The sequence below is a fragment of the Patulibacter minatonensis DSM 18081 genome (genome assembly GCF_000519325.1).
Classification (GTDB): Bacteria; Actinomycetota; Thermoleophilia; order Solirubrobacterales; family Solirubrobacteraceae; genus Patulibacter; species Patulibacter minatonensis.
In genome coordinates this window covers 1,743,959-1,763,597 of record NZ_KI912613.1, presented here as the reverse complement: position 1 = coordinate 1,763,597, position 19,639 = coordinate 1,743,959, and the positions used below count along the sequence as shown (strand labels likewise).

General features: G+C 74.9%; 16 protein-coding genes. 4 read left to right on the top strand and 12 right to left on the bottom strand.

What is annotated here, in order from left to right:
- Positions 1 to 30 precede the first annotated feature (30 nt).
- Positions 31 to 1,257, top strand: a complete 1,227-nt coding sequence (chrA, locus tag PATMI_RS0107995; RefSeq protein WP_026910516.1) for a chromate efflux transporter — start codon at positions 31 to 33, stop codon at positions 1,255 to 1,257.
- A gap of 3 nt (positions 1,258 to 1,260) precedes the next feature.
- Here chrA and PATMI_RS38170 read toward each other — a convergent pair whose 3' ends face one another.
- Together PATMI_RS38170 and PATMI_RS0107985 are read right to left on the bottom strand one after the other, a co-directional pair.
- A complete protein-coding gene (locus tag PATMI_RS38170; RefSeq protein WP_051471199.1) occupies positions 1,261 to 2,271 on the bottom strand; it encodes a helix-turn-helix transcriptional regulator in 1,011 nt (336 codons plus the stop codon).
- Between the two features lie 176 nt (positions 2,272 to 2,447).
- Positions 2,448 to 3,578: a LuxR C-terminal-related transcriptional regulator gene (locus PATMI_RS0107985; RefSeq protein ID WP_026910515.1), complete on the bottom strand. Its 1,131-nt coding sequence runs from the start codon at positions 3,576 to 3,578 to the stop codon at positions 2,448 to 2,450.
- Positions 3,579 to 3,753: 175 nt separating this feature from the next.
- On the opposite strand from PATMI_RS0107985, the gene PATMI_RS28340 reads away from it, so the two are divergent.
- Positions 3,754 to 4,638, top strand: a complete 885-nt coding sequence (locus PATMI_RS28340) for a hypothetical protein (protein WP_169738338.1) — start codon at positions 3,754 to 3,756, stop codon at positions 4,636 to 4,638.
- Between the two features lie 506 nt (positions 4,639 to 5,144).
- Here PATMI_RS28340 and PATMI_RS0107975 read toward each other — a convergent pair.
- The 4 genes from PATMI_RS0107975 to PATMI_RS0107960 all read right to left on the bottom strand — a co-directional run bounded on the left by PATMI_RS0107975 (position 5,145) and on the right by PATMI_RS0107960 (position 9,080).
- The gene (locus PATMI_RS0107975) at positions 5,145 to 6,542 is read right to left on the bottom strand and encodes an MFS transporter (RefSeq protein WP_026910514.1); all 1,398 of its coding nucleotides are present in this window, start codon (positions 6,540 to 6,542) and stop codon (positions 5,145 to 5,147) included.
- Positions 6,543 to 6,687: 145 nt separating this feature from the next.
- On the bottom strand, positions 6,688 to 7,608 hold the full coding sequence (locus tag PATMI_RS0107970) for a LysR family transcriptional regulator (protein WP_026910513.1): 921 nt from the start codon (positions 7,606 to 7,608) through the stop codon (positions 6,688 to 6,690).
- Between the two features lie 27 nt (positions 7,609 to 7,635).
- Positions 7,636 to 8,520: a hypothetical protein gene (locus tag PATMI_RS0107965; protein ID WP_026910512.1), complete on the bottom strand. Its 885-nt coding sequence runs from the start codon at positions 8,518 to 8,520 to the stop codon at positions 7,636 to 7,638.
- A complete protein-coding gene (locus PATMI_RS0107960; protein WP_026910511.1) occupies positions 8,517 to 9,080 on the bottom strand; it encodes an RNA polymerase sigma factor in 564 nt (187 codons plus the stop codon). The genes PATMI_RS0107965 and PATMI_RS0107960 overlap by 4 nt, the downstream gene beginning before the upstream one ends.
- A gap of 484 nt (positions 9,081 to 9,564) precedes the next feature.
- Here PATMI_RS0107960 and PATMI_RS38495 point away from each other — a divergent pair, with 484 nt between their 5' ends.
- Complete coding sequence (locus PATMI_RS38495) at positions 9,565 to 9,690, top strand: hypothetical protein (RefSeq protein WP_281171298.1); 126 nt, start codon at positions 9,565 to 9,567, stop codon at positions 9,688 to 9,690.
- Positions 9,691 to 9,833: 143 nt separating this feature from the next.
- Here PATMI_RS38495 and PATMI_RS0107950 read toward each other — a convergent pair whose 3' ends face one another.
- The 6 genes from PATMI_RS0107950 to PATMI_RS0107910 are packed head-to-tail and all read right to left on the bottom strand — an operon-like array spanning position 9,834 to position 18,285.
- Positions 9,834 to 11,315: an MlaD family protein gene (locus tag PATMI_RS0107950; protein WP_026910509.1), complete on the bottom strand. Its 1,482-nt coding sequence runs from the start codon at positions 11,313 to 11,315 to the stop codon at positions 9,834 to 9,836.
- Positions 11,312 to 12,676 (bottom strand): MlaD family protein, encoded by a 1,365-nt coding sequence (locus PATMI_RS0107945; RefSeq protein ID WP_026910508.1) that lies wholly within the window; start codon positions 12,674 to 12,676, stop codon positions 11,312 to 11,314. The genes PATMI_RS0107950 and PATMI_RS0107945 overlap by 4 nt, the downstream gene beginning before the upstream one ends.
- Complete coding sequence (locus PATMI_RS0107940) at positions 12,673 to 14,229, bottom strand: MlaD family protein (protein ID WP_026910507.1); 1,557 nt, start codon at positions 14,227 to 14,229, stop codon at positions 12,673 to 12,675. The genes PATMI_RS0107945 and PATMI_RS0107940 overlap by 4 nt, the downstream gene beginning before the upstream one ends.
- Entirely contained in the window at positions 14,226 to 15,680 is a 1,455-nt protein-coding gene (locus PATMI_RS28335; protein WP_036725463.1) for an MlaD family protein, read from the bottom strand. Before PATMI_RS28335 ends, PATMI_RS0107940 begins: the two co-directional genes overlap by 4 nt.
- Positions 15,677 to 16,954 (bottom strand): MlaD family protein, encoded by a 1,278-nt coding sequence (locus tag PATMI_RS28330; RefSeq protein ID WP_036725459.1) that lies wholly within the window; start codon positions 16,952 to 16,954, stop codon positions 15,677 to 15,679. Before PATMI_RS28330 ends, PATMI_RS28335 begins: the two co-directional genes overlap by 4 nt.
- Positions 16,954 to 18,285 carry an MlaD family protein gene (locus PATMI_RS0107910; protein WP_026910503.1) on the bottom strand — a complete coding sequence of 444 codons (1,332 nt, stop codon included), beginning with the start codon at positions 18,283 to 18,285 and terminating at the stop codon, positions 16,954 to 16,956. The genes PATMI_RS28330 and PATMI_RS0107910 overlap by 1 nt, the downstream gene beginning before the upstream one ends.
- Before the next feature lie 594 nt (positions 18,286 to 18,879).
- Between PATMI_RS0107910 and PATMI_RS0107905 the strand changes: the two genes are divergently transcribed.
- Positions 18,880 to 19,602, top strand: a complete 723-nt coding sequence (locus tag PATMI_RS0107905) for a hypothetical protein (protein WP_026910502.1) — start codon at positions 18,880 to 18,882, stop codon at positions 19,600 to 19,602.
- Positions 19,603 to 19,639: the final 37 nt, after the last annotated feature.

The following is a 19,639-nucleotide window of genomic DNA, read 5'->3' as shown; positions in this document are numbered from 1 at the left end:
GTGCGCCCGGGTCCGTACGCTCTCCGGCTCGTGCCGCCCCCCGACCACCCCGTCCCGCTCCGGACCGTCCTGCGCTCGTGGGGCCGGATCGGGTGCCTCGGGTTCGGGGGCCCGCCGGTCCACGTCGCGATGCTGCGCGAGCTCTGCGTGGAGCGCGAGGGCTGGATCGAGGACGACGCGTTCGAGGACGCGATCGCCGCCACGAACCTGCTGCCCGGTCCGGGCTCCAGCCAGCTCGCGATCCTCACCGCCTGGACCGTCCGCGGGCGGCTCGGCGGCCTCGTCGGCGGCCTCGCGTTCGTCGGGCCGGGCCTCGTCGCGATGCTCGTCCTCGCCGCGGTCTTCCTCGCGTCGTCGCCGCCCGAGGTGGTCCGGGGCGCGGGGGCCGGGGCCGGCGCGGTCGTCGCCGCCGTGGCGGTCCATGCGGGCTGGGGCCTCCTGCAGCCCAGCTGGGCGCGGGCCCGCGGGTCGCGGCCGATGCGGTGGGCCGCCTACGCGGTGCTCGGCGCGACGGCCGCCGTCCTCCTCGGCCCGTGGCTCGTGCTCGTCCTCCTCGGCTGCGGGGTCGCCGAGCTCGCATGGACGCGGTCGGGTGGCGCACGCCGCCGCCCGCGGGGGTCCGGCGGACGGGGCGGATCCGCGGACGGCGGATCGGCGTCCCGGCGCGGACTCCACGCGCACGCGTGGCCGGTGCTCCTCGCCGCGGCCTCCGGCGTCGGCGGGCTCGGGGCGCTCGCGTGGACGGCCCTGAAGGTCGGCGCGCTCTCCTACGGCGGGGGCTTCGTGATCATCCCGCTGATGCAGGCCGACGCGGTCGACCGGCACCACTGGCTGACGGACGCGCGGTTCCTCGACGCCGTCGCGCTCGGCCAGGTCACCCCGGGCCCGGTCGTCCACACGGTCGCGGCGGTCGGCTACGCGGCGCACGGCGTCGGCGGGGCGCTGCTCGCCGCGGCGGTCGCGTTCGCCCCGTCGTTCGCGGTGGTGCTCGTCCTCGCCCCGCGGTTCGAGCGCCTGCGGGCCGACGCGCGGCTGCGGGCGTTCCTCGACGGCGCGGGCCCGGCGGCCCTCGGCGCGATCCTCGGCGCCGCCGTGCCGCTGGCGGCCTCGGTCACCGAGACCTGGCAGGTCGTCGTCCTCGTCGTCGGCGGCGCGTTGCTGCTCGCCGGTCGCCTCTCGGTGGTGTGGACCCTGCTCGCCGCCGGTGCGGCGGGGGCGGTGCTCGTCGCGGCGCTCGGTGCGCCGGTGGCGGGCTGACGCTCACGCCCCGTGGTGGCGGGCGATCACCTGGGAGCGGTTGGCGACCCCGTGCTTGCGCAGGAGCTGCTTGACGTGGCTCTTGACCGTCGCCTCGCTGATCACGAGCTGTTCGGCGATCTCCCGGTTGCGGCGCCCTGCGACGAGGAGCCGGAGGACGTCCCGCTCCCGCGGGGTCAGGCTGTCGAGGACGTCGGGGCGATCCGATGCCGGGGCAGGGTCGTCGGCCTCGGCGCCGGCAGAGAGCCGGAGCTCCACCGCGGTCAGCTGGGTCATGGCGTCGTGGACGACGTCCAGCATCTCGTCGACCTCCTTGCGCCGGCCGTGGAGGCGCTCGCTGAGCGCGGTCCGCTCGAACAGGTGCCCGAAGCCCTCCGCGAAGCGCCAGAGGACGTCGCGGTCGGTGGCGTCGCACGGGGGGCCGCCCACGCGATGGTCCGCGTGGAAGAACCCGATCACCCGGCCCGCCGGCGCGATCGGGGCGACGACGTACGACGTCGAGCGCCCCTCGCGGATGATCTCGTGGATGCCCCGGTGCGTCGTGTCGGTGATGAGCTCCGACCGGTGCTCGCGCAGGAGCCGCGTCTCGATCGTGAGCTCGTCCAGGGGGATCGACCGCTCGCGCCAGCTCGCGACCCAGCTCTCCGGCTCGACCGCCGCGTTGACGACCCACGGCCACCACCGCCCGTCCTCGACCCGCGACAGGAGGACGCGCTCGAGCCCGCACGACCGGGTCACCTCCTCGCACACCGACCCCACGAGCGCCTGCGTGCTCGTGCACGCGCGGAGTCGCGCGAGTCCGCGTTGGCAGTCGGTGATCCGGGTCGCGCGTGCCTGCAGCTCGAGCTCGTCGACGAGCTGCGCCTGCCGGTGCAGCCGGACCACGAGCCCGCGGAGCGTCCGGCGGTCGTCCGGGTCCGCGGCGGCCGGGTCCGCCCCAGCCCCGATCGCGGCGGCGCAGCCCGCCGCGGCGCGTTGCAGCCGATCGGCGAGCGTCGCGTCGCCGTCGTGCACGCCTGCGACTCCGGGGACGCGCGCCGCCTCGTCCAGCAGGCTCCGCGCGTCGTCGCGGATCGCCGACGCACCCGACCGGCGTCCTGTCGGCGGGCTCGTGGGCCCCGCGCCCGGGGATGCCGACGGTCGTCCACCAGGAGTGTCGCGGGGCACGGGCGCGGCCTCCCGCGGGGCGCTCATGTGCGCTCCCGTCCGACGAGCCGGAGGTACCGCGACACGATGTCGGCACGCCCGGTGGCGTCGAGCTTCTTCGCGATCCGGCGGACGTGCGACCGCACCGTACCCTCCGCGAGGACGAGGCGCTCGGCGATCTCGCGGTTCGTCGCACCGGTGACGAGGAGCTGCAGGACCTCGTGCTCCCGGACCGACAGGAACTCGATCCGCGCCCCCTGGACCGCGGGCCGCTGCGGAAACCCGGGGCTGCCGTCCCCCGGTCGCGTCCCCGCGTCGAGCCGCAGCTCGTCGTCGCGGAGCTCGCGCAACACGCGGTCCGTGGCGTGGAAGACGTCCCGGACGCGGATCCGCTGGCGCTCCAGGCGCTCGAGCAGCGCGAGCCGCTCGAAGACGAGGCCGAACTCCTCCGCGAAGGTCCAGAGGTTGTCCCGGTCGACGTCCCGGAGCTCCGGCGATCCATCGAGGCGATCGGCCTGGAGGAACCCGACGACGCGGTCGCCCGCGACGACGGGGGCCGCGACGTACCGGCGGGTGCCGGTCGACGCGACGAGCTCCGGGTCGACGCCGACGTCGTCCGCCTCCACGAGCGCCGCCCGTCGTCGCTGGACGAGCTGGACCTCGACCGTCCCGGACCGCAGCGGGATCCACTGCTTCGTCAGGTAGTCCCGCGTCGCCTCCGCCATGGCGGGCTCGGCGGCCGGGTCGATCCACACGGCCTCGGCGCGCCATGCCGATCCGTGGATCCGCGAGAGCACGGCCCGGTCGAACGCGCATGCCCGCCCGAGCTCGCGGACCGCGGACGCCAGGAGCCCCTCCAGGCGCGTCTCCTGCCGCAGCCGCCCGAGGCTCTCGTAGATCGCGCCGACCGTCGAGAACCGCCGGTCGACGTCCTGCCGCCGCGCGGCACGCTGCAGCGTGCCGATCCGCACCAGCGCCGCGGCGTCCTCCGCCTCCTCCTCCGGCGTGCGCGCAGCTCCGCCCAGGCGCGCGGAGATCACGTCGGCGGCACGGTCGAGGTCGCCGGTCAGCCGGGCGAGGGCGAGGCCGTCGAGCGCCCCGGGTGATCCAAGCTCGCGTTCGGCGTGGTCCAGCAGCGGGGCCGGGACGGCCGGGGCCTGCGACGGACCGGTCACCGGCGGCGCTCCTCCATGGCGCGAGCCTATCCGCCGTCCGGATCCGAAGTTCACCCTCTCCGCCGAACGGGTTGTGCGTTTGGGGGGAGGCAGGGGCCCGGTCGCCCGCGTACGTTCATCTCGCAGCGTTGCGCGCGTCCCGCCGCGCACGCGTCGTTCCCGAGGAGACCACGAGATGCCACCCGCGATTCCGGACCGTCCCGGAGACCTTCCTGACCTCAACACCGCACTGCAGACGGGCGTGACCGTCGTCCTCTGGGCGCTGTCGATCGCGCTGCTCGTCCAGGCGGTCCGCATCTACCGGCGCGACGGGTCGCCGCTGGCGATCCTCCTGTGGGCCGCGATCGCGGTCGGCAGCCTGATCGAGCCGCTGTACGACATCGCGTACCACCTCTTCTGGCACGTCTACGACGACGGAGGCACGGACGCCCAGTGGACCTTGTTCACGGCCTTCGACCTGCCGCAGCCCGTGTGGGTCATGCCGGCCTACATCGTCGTCTTCGCCGGACCCGTGATCTTCATGTACGAAGGCCTCGCGAAGGCCGCGACGATGAAGCAGGTCTTCCGCTTCGCCGGCATCACCGCGTTCACCACGTGGTTCTTCGAGACGCTGATGATCAACCTGCACCTGTACTCCTACTGGGGCAAGCAGCCGACGAACCTCCTGGACTACCCGGTCTACATCTCGTTCATGGAGGCCGGCCAGATCACCGGCTTCGCGATCCTCGTGGCGCTGCTCTCCCGCCGCGCGACGAAGAAGGTCCACCTCCTGGCCGTCTTCGCCATCTTCCCGGCGAACTTCGCGTTCACGACGCTCGGCGCGGGGTTCCCGGCGGTCGTCGCGATCAACTCGTCGCAGGACGCATCGATGCCGCTCCTCTGGCTCGCCGCGTTCGCGAGCGTCGCCCTGGTCGCGACCACCCTCTGGTGGACCGCCCGGCTCCTGATCCACGACCAGGAGACCGCCGCGGCGAAGGAGCGCACGGCAGTCGGGGAGCCGGTCGAGCCCGTCGCGGCGTCGCGGACCGCCGCGCCGCCGGTCGGGGTGCCGGCGGACTGACGGGTCGTCGGCCCTGGGTCGGGGTCCTGGGTCGGGGTCTTTCGTGGTCGGTATCCGACCTTTTCTGACCTCGACCCAGGGACCGTCCCGGGTCCGAGGTCATCTGTGGTCGGTATCCGACCATCCGTGACCTCGACCCGCGGACCGTCCGGGGTCCGGAGTCGTCCCTGGTCGGTATCCGACCATCCGTGACCCCCGACCCGAGGGACGCCCGGGGTTCGAGGCCCGCCCGGGTCCGAGGTCATCTGTGGTCGGTATCCGACCATCCGTGACCTCGACCCGCGGACCGTCCCGGGTCCGAGGTCATCTGTGGTCGGTATCCGACCATCCGTGACCTCGACCCGCGGACCGTCCCGGGTCCGAGGTCATCTGTGGTCGGTATCCGACCATCCGTGACCTCGACCCGCGGACCGTCCGGGGTCCGGGGTCGTCCGTGGTCGGTATCCGACCATCGTGGCCACCGACCCCGACCCCGCACGCGCGCCCGCCCGCCACCGCGCGCCGGGTCAGGCCACCCGGCGCGCGGTGGCCAGTGCCCTCGGGGTCGTCGCGACGACCCCGAGGACGAGGACGAGCGCGCCCGCCGCGGCGACGATCCACCAGCCGACGTGGCTCGCCGCGGCGAGCTGCGCGCCGGTGCCGCTCGCGGCGACGCCGGCCGACCCGACGATCGCGACCCCGAGCGACGCGCCCACCTGACGGCTCGTCGACGCCACGGCGGCGGCCACCCCCGCCTGCGCGGCGGGCAGCCCCGCGACCGCCGCGTTCGTGATCGGCGGGTTGACGACGCCGAAGCCGACGCCGAAGACCGCGAAGGCGAGGAGCAGCCAGGCCATCGAGGTCGTCGGGGTCACGCCGGTGAGCATCAGCGCGCCGAGGCCGATGCCCAGCCCGCCGACGACGAGCGGCGGCCGGGCACCGCGCCGACCGCCGACGATCCGGCCCGAGAGCGGCCCGCCGACCGCGACCATCACCGCGGTCGGCAGCAGGCACAGGCCGGCGACGAGCGGCGAGAGGCCGCGGACGTCCTGCAGGTACAGCGTGGTCAGGAAGAGGAAGCCGGACATCCCCAGGAACGCGCTGATCGCGATCAGCGTCGCGCTGGAGAACGGCACGCTGCGGAACGCGGCGAGCTCGATCAACGGGTCGCGCCGCCGGTGCTCGTAGGGGACGAGCACCGCGACGGCGACGGCGCTGGCGGCGAGGCAGCCGAGGATCACGGGCGACCCCCACCCGGTGCGCGGCCCCTCGATGACCGCGGTGGTCAGGCCGGCGAGGGCGACGAGGACGAGGAGCTGGCCGACCGGGTCGAGCCGCCGGGGACGCGCGGCCCGCGACTCGGGCACGAACCGGCGCGTCAGCACGATCGCGGCGACCGCGACCGGGACGTTGACGAGGAAGATCGCCCGCCAGGAGACCGTGTCGACGAGCAGTCCGCCGAGGACCGGCCCGAGGCCGAAGCTCAGCCCGACGACGCCGGCCCAGACGCCGATCGCCCGCGCCCGCTCGCGGGGGTCGTCGAACGTCTCGCGGATGATCGACATCGCGACCGGGTTCAGCATCGAGCCGCCGACCGCCTGGACGACGCGGCAGGCGATCAGGACGCCGACGCTCGGCGCCAGGCCGCAGGCGATCGAGCCGATCCCGAACAGCGTCAGGCCGATCGTGAAGACGCGCGCCCGGCCGACGCGGTCGGCGGTCGAGCCGGAGAGCATCAAGAGGCTCGCGAGGACGAGCGTGTAGCCGTCGATCGTCCACTGCAGCGCGCTGACCGACGCGTGCAGGTCGGTGCGGATCGACGGCAGCGCGACGTTCACGATCGTGTTGTCAAGCCCGACGATGAAGAGGCTCATGCAACAGATGGCGAGGATCAGCCGGCGGCGGCGGGCGGTGGTGACCGGCACGGTGGGGGCGCCTGCCGATCCCGGCGCGGCGGCGGGCGCGGAAGGGGCCGCAGCGGTGGGCGTATCGGGCGGTGCGGTTCGGGTGGCCATGACCACACCGTCGCGCCCGCCACGTCATCCGTCTACTGCATGTTCGCCATCTCCACTATGGCTCCGATGCATGATCGAGGGCGGCCGCGGCGTCGCGGACGACGTCGCGGAGCCACCGGTGCGGTGGGTCGTCCTCGAGCCGCGGGTGCCAGATCATCCGGTAGGTCAGCGGACCGACCTCGGGCGGCGCCTCGAGGACGCGGACGCCGGGACGATCGCCCTGCTGGACGACGAGCCGCCGGGGCAGCGTCGCGACGAGGTCGGTCGCGGCGGCGGCCCGGAGCGCGCCGGCGAAGAACGGGACGGTGAGCGCGATCTCGCGGTCGTCCCCGCCGACCCGCAGCCGCCGGTTCACCGCGGGCTCCCCCGCGTCGCCGACGCTGACCTCGATGTGCCGGCAGGCCAGGTACTCCTCGAGTCCGACGCGCGCCCGGCCGGCGAGCGGGTGGCCGGCGGCGACGACACAGACGGAGCGGTCCTCGAACAGCACCTCCGAGCGCAGCCGGCCCGGGCCCTCGACCGCCCGGAAGATCAGGTGGGTCCGCCCGCGCTCGAGGTCGTCGAAGACGCCGTCGTGGACCGGTGCGAAGCGGAGCTGCGACCGGGGGGACGCCGCGAAGAACCGCTCGAACACCGGCGGGCCCAGGAGCTCGGCGGCGTAGTCGGTCCCGGTGACGCGGAAGGTCTCGGCGGCGTCGTGCGGCGAGAACGGCGCGTCGGAGACGAGCTCCTCCAGGCGGGGCAGCACGGCTGCCAGCTCCCGGTGCAGCCGCTCCGCGCGCGGGGTCAGCGCGTACCCACCGCCGGCCCGCACGAGGAGCTCGTCCCCGAGCGCCTCGCGCAGCCGGCCGAGCGCGCGGCTCATCGCGGGCTGGCTCAGCCCCGCGCGTGCCGCCGCCCGGGAGACGTGGCGCTCCTCGAGGAGGGCGGCGAGCGGCAGCAGGAGGTTCAGGTCGACCGAGCCGAGGCGTGCCACGCCCCGGACTCTAGGCCGACGACCGCGCTACTTCACCTTCGACGTCAGGCGGTCGAGCGTCGTCAGGGTCCGGCGCAGCGCCGGCGTGTCGGGCTCGATCCTCCAGGTCCGGATGGTCGTCCGGGTCTCGTCCCAGCCGGTCGGGAGCTTCAGCCGGTCGCGCACCTGCTTCAGCGCACCGGACTCCTCGTCGAACGCGTAGGTCACGGTACGCCGCTCGTCGCTGAGGCGCTCGTCGGACACGAGCACCACGCGGACGCCGTCGAGGGTCTCCTCGCCGATCCGCTTCAGCTTCCCGACGTCCATCAGCTGGGCGCCGACGAAGCTGCCCCACGCCTGGCGCGGGAGCCGCGCCTCCTTCGACAGGCCCCGCGGGGCCGTGTTCGTGCCGATGCTGCCGTTGCGACGCCGGATCTGCTCCGTGCCGTCCGCGAGCTGGAGCCCGTCGTTCGCGGTCGCACCCGTGTCGTCGACGACGCGGTCGCGCCACCCGGTGCCGTCGAGGGCGACCCACGCCTCGTCGTGCAGCCGCGGGTCGTCGAAGTCGTCCGACGTCGCGCCGTCGGGCGCCCGGTAGGAGATGTCGCCGACGACGACGTGGAGGATCCCCTTGCGCTCGGCGATCTGGTCGGCCATCGCGGTGACGGCGCCGGGCAGAGACGCGGAGATCCCGGACCGCGGACCGGAGGCGTCGACGGCGAGGCTCGCGACGGTGATCCCGCCCGTCAGGGCGGCGACCGTGGCGAGGCCGACGGCGAGGCGGCGGCGGGCCGGACGGGGCCGGGCGTCCCGGGGGCGCGCCCGGTCGGAGGACCCGACGGCGCCGGCGGGCGCGGGGGCCGCGGCGCGCTGCTCGGCGAGACGGGCGTTGGCGGCGACGAGCTGGTCGTGGAGGCGGTCGTGGGGGCTCATGCGTGGGTCTCCGTCAGACGGGTCTTGATGGTGGTGAGGGCGCGACTGACGCGCTTGCGGACGGTGCTCTCCGGCACCCCGAGCTCGGCGGAGAGCTCCTCGTAGGTGTCCTGGGCGACGATCCGGCCGTAGATCGCGCGGCGCTGGTCCTCGGGCAGCCCGGCCGCGACGCGGACGGCGTCGCCGGGCTCGGCGAGGTCCAGGATCCGCTCGGCCTCGTCGGGCTGCAGGTCCAGGCGCTCCATGCCGATCCGCTGCCGGGCGCGGTCGTCGACCGCGCCGCGCCGGTAGGTGTCGGCGATCTTGTTGCGCGCCATGCCGAACAGCCAGCCGGCGGCGTCGTCGATCTTCGGTGGCCGCGGCCCGTGCAGGACCTCCAGGGCGGTGGCGAACGTCTCGGCCACGAGGTCGGCGACCGCCTCGGGCGTGCCGACCCGCCGCGCGCAGAAGCGGGTCAGCGGGTCGCGGTGTCGCAGATAGAAGACCCCGAACGCGTCGGAGTCTCCCTCCCGCGCTGCGTGGAGCAGCCGGGCGTCGGGGGGATCTCGCAGGATGCTCATCACCCCTACGTCGATCTCGGGGCCGATCCTGTGACCGGTGTGGTCGGCCGCTGCCGGCGTCGCCGGCGAGCGCACGGGGTCGGGCGCCGTGGTGTCCTGCGCCGCTCCGGGGCCGCGGGGGTCTGGTCGAGGGTCGGGGCGGGACGACATCGCGGTCGGACCGGTCCGACCGGCGAGCTGGTGGCGGAGGACCGTTCCGCCTCCTCTTCCCTCGGACACCCCGGCGCGAACGCACGGTCCGCACACGCCCCCCCCCCCAACCGGCCGGCCGCGCGGGCAGGCGCCGGGCCACCGCGCACGCCCGTGCCGGGCCGCGACCGACGCGCACCGCGACCTCCCGTGCGAGGGCGGCGGGAAGATCGGCAACGACTCCCCCACGACGGACCCGGGCTTCACGACCGGGCTGCGCCTGTCGAAGAGCGGCAGGCTGCACTTCCGCCGGTACGAGTACGGCGGCTCGAAGGAGCCGGACGGCTACACCGACGTGCGGATCACGGTCAAGGGCCGCACGGCCACCGGCGTCGTCCGCCGCACGTCGCAGTACTCCAACGAGTCCGGCGTCCACACGTGCGACTCCGGCGTGCTGAAGTTCACCGCCGAGCGTCGCTGACGCGACCCCGGACCGCCGACCCCGCGAGCGCCGCGTTCCCGAACTGGTACCTCACGGGTACCGAATCGGGAACGCACGCCGAACCGCCAACCCGACGAACGCCGCGCCCGACGGCCGGCCCCGCAGCCCCCGCGTCCCGTGACTCAGCGCCGCGCGCCCGCCGCCAGCGCCGCCGCCGGGTCGGCGCCGAGCTGCGGGAACGCCGTGGAGAAGCCCGGGAACGCGCCCTGCGCCCGGCAGCCCGGTCGGGCGACGTCGCGGGTGGTGGTCTGGAAGACGTTCGTCAGGAGGCGCTCGAGGACCGGGGCCTCGACGTCCGTGGGCGACGCCGGGTCGCCCGTCGCGCAGGAGCCCAGGACCGACAGGCCCGACAGGAGCGAGCCGCCGGAGCCCGGGGCCGGGTAGGCGTTGCGGCGGGTCTGGCCGAGGAGCCGCGACTGGAACGCCAGGCCCTGCGGGCTGTAGTTCACGGCGGCGCGGACGTAGCGGGCACCGGTGCCGCGGTCGCGGGCGTTCGTCGCGGCGGTGACGTTGCCGAGGAACGACGTCAGCTCCCGCTTCCCGACGCTCAGCTGGCGCAGGGCCGGGTTGATCGTGCGGGTCGGCGGCGTCAGCGCGGTGAGGAGCGACGGCAGGCGGTCGAGCGTCCGGACGAACGCCGGGAGCCCCTGCTGCGACGCCGTCACGACCGGGCCCAGACGGGTCATCAGCGCGGCGAGGTCCGGGCTCAGGCGGTCGGCCGCGTCGAGGGTCGGCGCCAGGCGGGTGGCGACGGGCTGCAGGCGCCGGACGACGGGGAGCCCGCGGTCGCCGAGCGCGGTGACGGCCGGGAGGGTGGCCGTGGCCTCGCGCTCGAACGCCGGCAGCGCGCGGAAGATCGCGGCCAGCGCGCGGTTGCGCTCGCCGATCGCGGCGAACGCGCGGTCGCCCGAGGTCACGAGCCGCCGCAGGTCGCCGCGGCGGCGGCTGATCGCGTCGAACACCGTCGCGGTGCCGGACACGGCCTGCTTGACCGCGGAGCCCTGGGCGTCGAGCGTGGCGGCGAGGTGGTCGACCTCCTCGACGAGCAGCGGCAGCTCGCCGAACGCGGCGTTCAGGTCGGCCCCGCGGCCCTCGAGGGACCGCGCCTGCGTCTCCTGCCACGTGCGGAACGCGGCACGGGTCCTCGGATCGAACGCCTTCAGGACGTCGTCGAGCTCGACGGTCGGCCGCGCGGCGTCGGCGGCGAGCGTGCCGCCCTCGGGGAGCGGCCCGGTCCCGGCGTCGCGGTGCGGCGCGAGCTCGACGTAGGTCTCGCCGAGCAGCGTCTTGGCGCGCAGCGTCGCCGTGGCGGCGCGCGGGATCGGCGCGTACTTCGCGTCCAGCTGGATCGTCACCCGCGTCGTGGTGTTCCGCTGCGGCGTGAGCGCGACGACCTTGCCGACGTTGACGCCGGAGATCCGGACGTCCGCCTGGCGCGTGAGCTGCGCCGCCTGCGGGATGTCGACGCCGAAGCGGTAGCCCTGCGCGCGGCCGGGCACGCCGCCGCCGAACGACACCCAGAGGAAGAGGAGGGCCCCGAAGCTGCAGAGCGCGAACGCGATCATCACGAGCAGCTTGGGGAGGGTGGGCGCCTGCTTGATCATTTGCTCTTGGTGCTGATGCCCTTGGGGCAGTTGTCCGCGGTCCGCGGCGGGTTCAGGAGGTCGATCAGCGTCTTGATGTAGGGGCTGTCGGAGACGCCCTTGGGGTTCGTGTAGTTGTCGAGCAGCACCTGAGCGCCGCAGCTGAAGAGCGTGATCGAGCGCGGCAGCGGCCCGAGGGCGTCCTGGGTGGAGACGACGGAGTTCGTGTTGTGCCCGGCCCACGGCAGGGAGAACAGGTAGCTCTGCTTCCCGACGCCGTCGCCCGGCGGGTCGTACGCGAGCGCGTCCGTCAGGTGGTTCAGCGTGGTGGTCAGGCGCTCGAGGCTCGACGCCCCGCTCGCGGCCTGCGCGACGCCGGGCCGCAGGCGCGCCGCGACCGGCTGGGCCTTGCGGGCGAACGGGCGGAGCTGGTGCTCGAGCGCCGGGCGCGTCTTCGCGAGGAACGGGCGGACCTGCCGCAGGGCGGGGGCGAGTCCGGACGTCGCCGGGCGGACCGCGGGCAGCGCCCGGTCCAGCGTGGCGGACAGGTCGCCGACCTTCTGGAGCGCGCTGGTGCTCGCGTCGAGCGTCGCCGGCAGCGCGCGGACCGTGTTCGACAGGCCGCGGTCCTGCCGGGCGAAGCGGGCGAAGAGCGCCGCGTTGTCGCGCACGAACGCGGTCAGACGGGCGTCGGTGCCGCCGAGCTCCTGCGTGATCGAGCCGAGGTTCGTGATCAGCCGGCGGGTCATCGTGCCGCGCGCGGCGAGGAGCCTGCTGGCCTCGGCGGTGCGGCGGGAGAGCGGCTCGAAGCGCTTCAGTGCGCGCGCCAGCCGGCGGCCGCCGTCGCCCCCGATCGCGGTGCCGGCGTTGCCGAGCAGCGAGCCCAGCGCGGCGCGCGTGTCGGTGTCGAGCATCGCCAGGATCTCGTCCCCGCCGACGTCCGGGGCCCCCGCGGCGACGGAGAGCTCCGCCCCGTCCTTCAGCGGCGCCCCCGACTGGGCGGTGCCCGGGTCGAGCTCGACGATCATGTCCTTCAGCGGCGTCTTCGGGCGCAGCAGCACGTGCGCGTCGGGGCGGACCCGGCCGGCGTACCTGCGCTCGAGGTCGAGCCGGACGACGGCCTGCCCGCGGTCCAGGCGCACGCCGCCGACCTTGCCGACGGACACGCCGGCGATCGTGACGGCCTGCCCCTGGCCGGGCATGACGCCGGCGGCGGACGCGAAGCGCGCGTCGATCACGAACGGATCGTCCGGCGCGCCCGGCACCCAGCCCGGGAGCGACGCCTTCTGGCCGCCGAGGATCGCCCCGGCGACGAGCAGCCCGACGGCGGCGAGCGCCGCGATCGTCAGGAGCCTGCGGGCCTGGCCGCGCCAGCGCCTCATCGGTCGCTCCCGGGGACGGGTTGCAGGTTCGGGACCGGGGTGGCCGGCGCGCTCGGCGCGGACCCGTCGGCGGGCCCCTGCGACGCGGGACCGTTGAGCGCCGGCACGCCGTTCCTCGCGCACGGCACGTCGGTGCGGACGGGCGGCAGCACGGGCGAGAACGCGGGGCTGGTGCCGACCGACGGCTGCGTCAGGTTCGCGAACTGCGGCAGACCGCCGGACGCGCGGCTGTAGTTCGTCGCCCCGGACTTGATCCGGGTGGCGCCGCCGATCGTCTGCAGGCGCAGCTTGGTGCCGTTGCCGTCGAACGTCTGCGCCGCGCCGGCGAGCCCGACGACGGACGAGAAGAACTCCTTGTAGTTCTCGGTGTCCGTCGACAGCGCGCCGTCGTCGAGCTTCACCATCGCGGTCGGCAGCAGGACGCGGTTCGCGCACGCGGCGAGCGCGCCGGTCCGCGGGAACCACCTCCGGGCGGTGTGGACGAGGCGCGAGGAGCTGGTCAGCGTCGGGCGGACGTCGTCCAGCAGTCCGCGGAGCTCGGCCTGCCCGAGCAGCGGGCGCGCCTGGGCGAGCCACGGCAGCGACGCGTCGATCGTGGCCGGCGTCTCGCGCATCGCGGCGGTCAGGTCGGACGCGGCCGTCCGGGTCGCGGGCATCGCGCGGTCGAGTGCGGCGAAGGCGGTCCGGCCGGTCGCCGAGGTGCGGGCGAGCGCGGCCACGGACGCGCGGAGCGACGCGCCCGCGTCGCCCGTCGCGGTGACCGTGGTCGCGAAGTCGCGGACGGCGCCGCGCAGCGCGGCCTGGTCCTCGCCCAGCGCGTCGGTGGTGGCGCCGAGGCCGTCGATCGCCCGGGAGAGGTCGCCGGTCTTCCGGCCCCGGAGCGCGGTGAGGACGGCGGCGCTGTCCTGCAGGGCCTTCGGCGAGGTCGCGAGGGTGCGGTTCAGCGCCCGGCCGCCGGGGAGCGCGGCGACCGCGGGATCCTGCCCGGTGCGGTCCGCGGCCTTCGGGAACGACCCGAGCGCGTCGCCGAGGCCGTGCACCGTCTCGCGCAGTCCGCCGCGGGTGTCGGCCGGCAGGGCGGCGAGCACCTGGTCGAGCTGGACCGGGACCGCGGTGCGGGTCACGGGGATGACGCCACCGTCGGGCATCGCGGGCGCGTCGGGGCTGCCGGGCTGGAGGTCGACGTAGAAGTTGCCCTCGAGGAACAGGCGGGGGCGGATCCGGAGCGACGCGTCGCGGCGCAGCGTCCGGCGTCCGTCGCCGTCGATGCGCAGGCGGATCTCGGCGTCCTGGCCGTCGCCGTGGCGGCCGGAGCCGACGACCGTCCCGACCGGGACCCCGGCGATGCGGACGGGCGAGCCCTTCGCCAGCAGGTTCGAGGTCCGGACGACGGCCGTGATCTCGTAGTGGTGCTTGAACGGCACGCTCTTCGTGAACGCGAAGAAGCAGCCGATGGCGACGACGAGCAGCACGAGGATGCCGGTCTTCACCGGCCCGATCCGGGCCTGGCGGCCGCCGCCGGGGACGACGCGGCGCTTGGACCGGCGGATCACTTCGCGCCCACCTTCTGGCCCTCGGTGATGAGGCCCTCGTTCGCCGGGGTGTTCCCGATCATCTGCTTCCCGGGGACGTAGCGCTCGTTCCCGGCCTCGCACTCGGCGGGCTGGCCCGGCGACGCGGTGTAGGGGTACGTGTTGCTGTGCAGCAGGCTGTCGGAGGGCTGCTTCGGCGGGGTCGCCTTCAGGTTCTGCGCGGGACCGTCCGCGGGCGTCGCGGCGGGTCCGGCCTCGCCGTTCGGCGCGATCGGCGTGATCAGGAGGCCGGTCCGCAGGGCGCTGCCGACGGTGTCGGACTCCGACAGCACGCTCGCAAGGTTCCGCGTCAGCAGGGTGAGGTAGTTGCACCGCGTCTGCGCGGGACCGACGTACGCGACGGCGGGCCCGATCGCGGTCGCGGTCGCGCCGAGCTGCGCGAAGCCCTGGAGGGCGTCGTCGTCGGTGCCGAACGCCTGCAGGCCGCGGAGCGCCGGGACCGCCCGGCGGTTCAGCGCGGGCGCGCGGCGGAGCGCGGGCGTGCCGGCCCGGAAGGCGGTCGCGAGGCCGGGCGCGGCGTGCGACAGCGACCGGAGGCCGGGCTGCAGGCGACGGAACAGCTCGGTGGACGCGGCCAGGAACGCGGCCTGCCGCGGCAGCTCCCGGGTCCCGGCGTCGAGCGCGGCGGGGCCGGCGGAGATCGCGTCCTGGATCGACGGGCGGACGGTGCTCAGACCGCCGAGCGTCCGCCGCAGGCCCGTCACCAGCCCGGCCTGCTGCGTCGCGACGGGTGCGACCTCGGCGGCCGTCCGCTCGAGCGCGGGGAAGAAGCGGGACAGCGCGGTCCCGGGGTCGGCGAGCGTCCGGAGCGCGGGCTCGGCGTGCTCCAGCAGCGGGTTCAGGCCGACGACGGCGCGGTTGATCCCGGCGCCCCGTCCGGCGAGCGCGGTGCCCGCGATCAGGAGGTTGTCGGACGCACCGCGCCGGGTCGGGGCGTCGAACGTGTTGAAGAGGTCGTCGAGCTCGACCGGCTTCCCGCCCGCGTAGCGCAGGTCGATGGTCTGCCGGTCGGCGAGCATCGTCCTCGAGCGCCCGGCGGTGAGCTGCACGTACTTCAGGCCGAGGACCGAGCGCGGCCGGACCTCGACGCGGCTGTCGGCGGGGAGCGGCCGGGCGGACTCGTCGAGCTTCAGGACGAGCGTCGCGCCGTCGGTGCCGTCGGTGCCGGGCCGGGCGATCACGTCGGAGACGAAGCCGATGCGGCTTCCGCCCTTCCGCACGTCGTTGCCGACGAGCAGGCCCGACGCGTCCGGGACCTCCGCGCGGATGACGTACGTCTTCACGAACGGGACGCCCTTGCCCGCGTTGTAGGCCAGGACGACCCCGACGATCGCGATCAGCACCGTCACGGCGCCGATCAGGCCCGGGGTCGCGGCGAGGGAGCCGCGGCGGCGCGGTCCACCGGTGCTCATGGCGTCGCCCCCGTCGCGTCCTTCTGGAACTGCGCGACGCACTGGCCCACCTGGACCGGCCGGCGCTCGATGCAGAGGCTGAGGTAGGCGGTCGTGCGCTGGTAGTGCGACGTGCCGTCCTTGCCGTTCAACGCCCCGGTGTAGAAGTGCAGCGTCCGCAGCAGGTTCGTGATGCCGCCGGTGCGGTCGAACGAGCCGCCGACGTCGGCGAGCTGCGACGCGACGGGGACGACGGTGGACCCGGTGCTCTTCAGCTGCGCGGCGAGGCGGTCGAGCTTCGGGAACGTGGCGCGGCCCTGGTCGGCGACGCGGCCGAGCGACGTCAGCGCGCCGGTGCCGGCGGACGCGAACGGGCCCAGGCGGGTGACGGCGGTGTTCAGCTGGGGAGCCCGGGCCGACAGCGCGTCGACCGCCGGGCGGGCCTGGTCCGCGAGCGCGCCGATGCGGCCGGCCGCGGGGCGCAGCTCCGCCAGGAACCCGGGCAGCTTCCCGAGGTCCTGCTCTAGGGCGTCGCCCCGCTCGGCGGCCGCGGCGCCGACGCGCGCGGAGGCCGAGGTGAAGCCCGAGAGGTCCCCGCGGCGGGCGGCCAGCGGCTGCAGCGCGGCGTCGGACTTCTGCACGAGACCGGCGATCGTCCGGTTCTGGGTCGCGAGGATCTCGACGAGGCGGTCGGCCTGCTGCAGCGTCGGGTCGGCCCGCTCGATCGCGGCGCGCAGCTCGGTGCCGCCGCCGGCCAGGCCGACGCCGAGCTCGCCGATGATCAGCCGCAACCGCTCGCGCTGCGGCACGCGCATGATGTTCGCGAGCAGGTCCGGGCCGACGGGGCTCGAGGTCCGCTCGACGGGCAGCAGGCGCTGACCGCGCCCGGGGCCGGAGGCGACGACCTGCAGCGGGGCGGCGGGCACGACGCCCTCGCCGCGGCGCTGGGTCGGCGTGCACTCGACGTACTGCTCGCCGATCAGCGACTGGAGGCCGATCCTGCACGTGGCGTCGGCCCGGAAGTCCTGGTACGCCCGGTCGGTGATGTCGATGACGACCGCCGCGCGGTTGTCCGGGGTCAGCTCGACCCGCTCGATCTTCCCGGCGATCACGCCGGCGACCTTCACGTCCTCGCCGCGGATCACGAAGCTGGCGTTCGAGAAGATCGCGCGGACGAGGTAGTGGTCGCCGCGTCCGTCGGCACCCCGGGCGTCGTTGCTGCGCCCGACGCCGACGAGCACGACGCCGGCGACCACGGCGAGGAGGACGGCGACGAGGCCGAGACGTGCGCGCATCAGCGCCCCTCCCCCGCGTCGCAGTCGGCGTTCGCGAGCGCGCCGCGGTCGACGAAGGCCCCCGAGCCGTCGGGGAGCGTCCCCGCGGCGGTGCCCGGGCAGCGCTTGGTGTGGCCGGTGCTGAGCGCCGCGTCGGTGCCACGCTCGGCCGGGGCCTTGGGGACGAGCGTGCCGCCCTGGTCGTCCTCCCGCGTGCGGTAGGCGTCGAACGTCGGCATCGCGGTGAGGTAGTGACCGTCGGCGTCGTAGGCCGCCGCGGCGCGCCCGAACGAGCCGAGCCACGAGACGAGGTCCGGCGTGTACGGCCGGGCGTAGGAGAGGATCGGCGTGGTGCCGGCGAGGGCCCGGACGCTCGCCGGGAAGGCGGTCCTCGCGGAGCGGTCGACGGCGGGCAGGTCGCGCAGGCCGTCGAGCAGGTCGTTGCCGGCGCCCGGGAGGTCGACGACGCGCCGCAGCTGCCCGACGACCGGGGTCGCGCGGGTCAGCACGGGACGGAGATCGTCGAGGGCGCGCGGCAGGCGCTTCGACGGCGTGTCGGAGGCGTCCAGCAGGCGGCGCAGGTCGGGCAGCGTGCCGCGCAGGCTCGCGAGCGCCGCGGTGCCCTGGCGCAGCATCGCCGGGGTGTCCCGCAGGACGCCGGTCAGCGCGCCGGTGTCGGCGCCGAGCGCGTCGACGGTCGACGCCGCCCCGCCGACGAGACGGGTCAGCGACGCCTGCTCGCCCGCGAGCGTGCTCATCGTCCTGCTGCTCGTGCCGATCAGGCGGGCGAACTGCGCGGTCTGGGCGTCGACCTCGGCGGCGAACGTGCGCAGGGCGGCCATGCCCTTCGGCAGGCGCCGCGCGGCCTTGCCACCCTCGGCCTCCCGGCCCGCGTACCACTCGGAGAAGCCGCGGATCGTGCGGCGCAGGCCCGACCGGGTCCGCCCGTCGACGGACGCGAAGAGCTGGTCGAGCTCGACCTGCGAGGTGGTGTGGTCGACGGGGATCGTGGCGCCGTCGGCGAGCGCGGGCTCGAGGCCCGATCCGGGGCTGATGTCGACGTACCGGCTGGCGACGCCGGCGGTGCCCTGGGCGCGCACGACAGCGGTGGCGCCGCGCCGGAGCGGCGCGAAGTCGCCGGAGACCGAGATCTCGACGGCGGCGCGGTCGTCCTTCGTCAGGTCGATCGACTTCACGGTCCCGACCTGGGTCCCGCCGATCCGCACCGTCCCGCCCTTCACGACCTGGCTCGAGCTCTCGAAGACGAGGCGATAACGCTGCCCCGAATCGCGCCCGAGGACGCCATACACGCAACCGACGAGGAGCGCGACGGCGACGATCGAGGCGCTCACGAGCGTGCGCGTCCGGCGCTTCTCGCGTGGTTCAGGAGTCGGGATGGCGGTCAAGGCGCAGGGTCGCCACCGTCCGCCTGTGGCGTGCTCGGACGGTGGACCGGGTCGGCCGTCGGGGGCGGCGTCGGACGATGATGGCCGACCCCTGGGCGGGGTCGGGGCCGGCGGGTCGACATCGCCCGCACGCCACCCGACCGTCGAGGAACGGCCGGTACCACCGGGGTTCTGTGCCGGTGGCGGGGAGCGGATCGTGCCGGTGACCCGACCGACGACGAGAACCTAGACCTGTTGTGAACGCCGCGATACACCAGTGGACGAACGACCTATTCAGCGACTCCCGGCGGGTTTGAGGAGCGGCCGGGACACCGATCCCCTGCCCCTCACGGCTACCACCGTTCGCGGTGATGTCGGGATCAGGAGTCGTGGAGGCACATTCAGCGTCGGCACTCGTACGAACGTCGAGAGAAAAGTGTGATTCCCAGCACGCTGATGTGAATATCTGTACGTTGGCGGCCCTCAGCTCCGGACGTCCGCCCGCCACTTTCGGCGACGCCCCCGCCGGCGCTGACCTCGCACCCGACCAGGAGGTTCGCCATGCGCAGAATCGCCGTCTCCGCCGTCGCACTGACCGCGACCATGTCCATCGCCGCCGTCGCGCCGTCCTACGCCCAGACGCCGGACGCCAAGACCACGATCACGGTGAAGCCGAGCGTCTCGCCGACGAAGGCGGGCACCAAGGCCAAGCCGCGGTCCGTGAACCTCGGCATCAACATCAACTGGAAGACCGCCGGCCCGGACGGCTCGGACAAGCCGATCGTGCAGAAGCTCGTCATCGACTTCCCGAAGGGCTCGCTCTACCTCGGCGGGAAGTACCCGTCCTGCACCGAGGCGAAGCTCAACCAGGGCCTGCCGAAGGAGGTCTGCCCGAAGGCGATCGTCGGCAAGGGCACCGGCCTGGCCTGGGCCGACACCGCGAAGACGAAGCCGAAGTTCACGCTCGTCAACGGTGGCGCGAGCAAGATGTTCCTCTACACCGAGCTGACGAACCCGGCGGTCGTGAACTCGCCGGTCCCCGGCGTCGTCAAGAAGGGCGGCAAGTACGGCGGCTACCGCCTGACGCTGACCGTCCCGCAGGAGCTGCAGGTCGTCGCCGGCACCCCGATCTCGCTGATCTCGGCGAACGTCAAGACGAACGCCAAGAACTGGCTCGCCACGACGTCCTGCCCGAAGAACGGCAAGTGGCCCTACCAGGTCATCTCCTCGCAGGACAGCACCGCGGACGCCGTGTTCGCGTCGACCGTGAAGTGCACGTCCTGACCGACGCCTGAGCCCGGGTCCGCCCGCGTCCGCGGGC

Bases quoted from the DNA above. Each gene is read 5' to 3' on its own strand.
- PATMI_RS28340 (WP_169738338.1), top strand. From the start codon at position 3,754: ATGCCACCCGCGATTCCGGACCGTCCCGGAGACCTTCCTGACCTCAAC.
- PATMI_RS0107965 (WP_026910512.1), bottom strand. From the start codon at position 8,520: ATGAGCCCCCACGACCGCCTCCACGACCAGCTCGTCGCCGCCAACGCC.
- PATMI_RS0107960 (WP_026910511.1), bottom strand. From the start codon at position 9,080: ATGAGCATCCTGCGAGATCCCCCCGACGCCCGGCTGCTCCACGCAGCG.
- PATMI_RS0107950 (WP_026910509.1), bottom strand. From the start codon at position 11,315: ATGATCAAGCAGGCGCCCACCCTCCCCAAGCTGCTCGTGATGATCGCG.
- PATMI_RS0107945 (WP_026910508.1), bottom strand. From the start codon at position 12,676: ATGAGGCGCTGGCGCGGCCAGGCCCGCAGGCTCCTGACGATCGCGGCG.
- PATMI_RS28335 (WP_036725463.1), bottom strand. From the start codon at position 15,680: ATGAGCACCGGTGGACCGCGCCGCCGCGGCTCCCTCGCCGCGACCCCG.
- PATMI_RS28330 (WP_036725459.1), bottom strand. From the start codon at position 16,954: ATGCGCGCACGTCTCGGCCTCGTCGCCGTCCTCCTCGCCGTGGTCGCC.
- PATMI_RS0107905 (WP_026910502.1), top strand. From the start codon at position 18,880: ATGCGCAGAATCGCCGTCTCCGCCGTCGCACTGACCGCGACCATGTCC.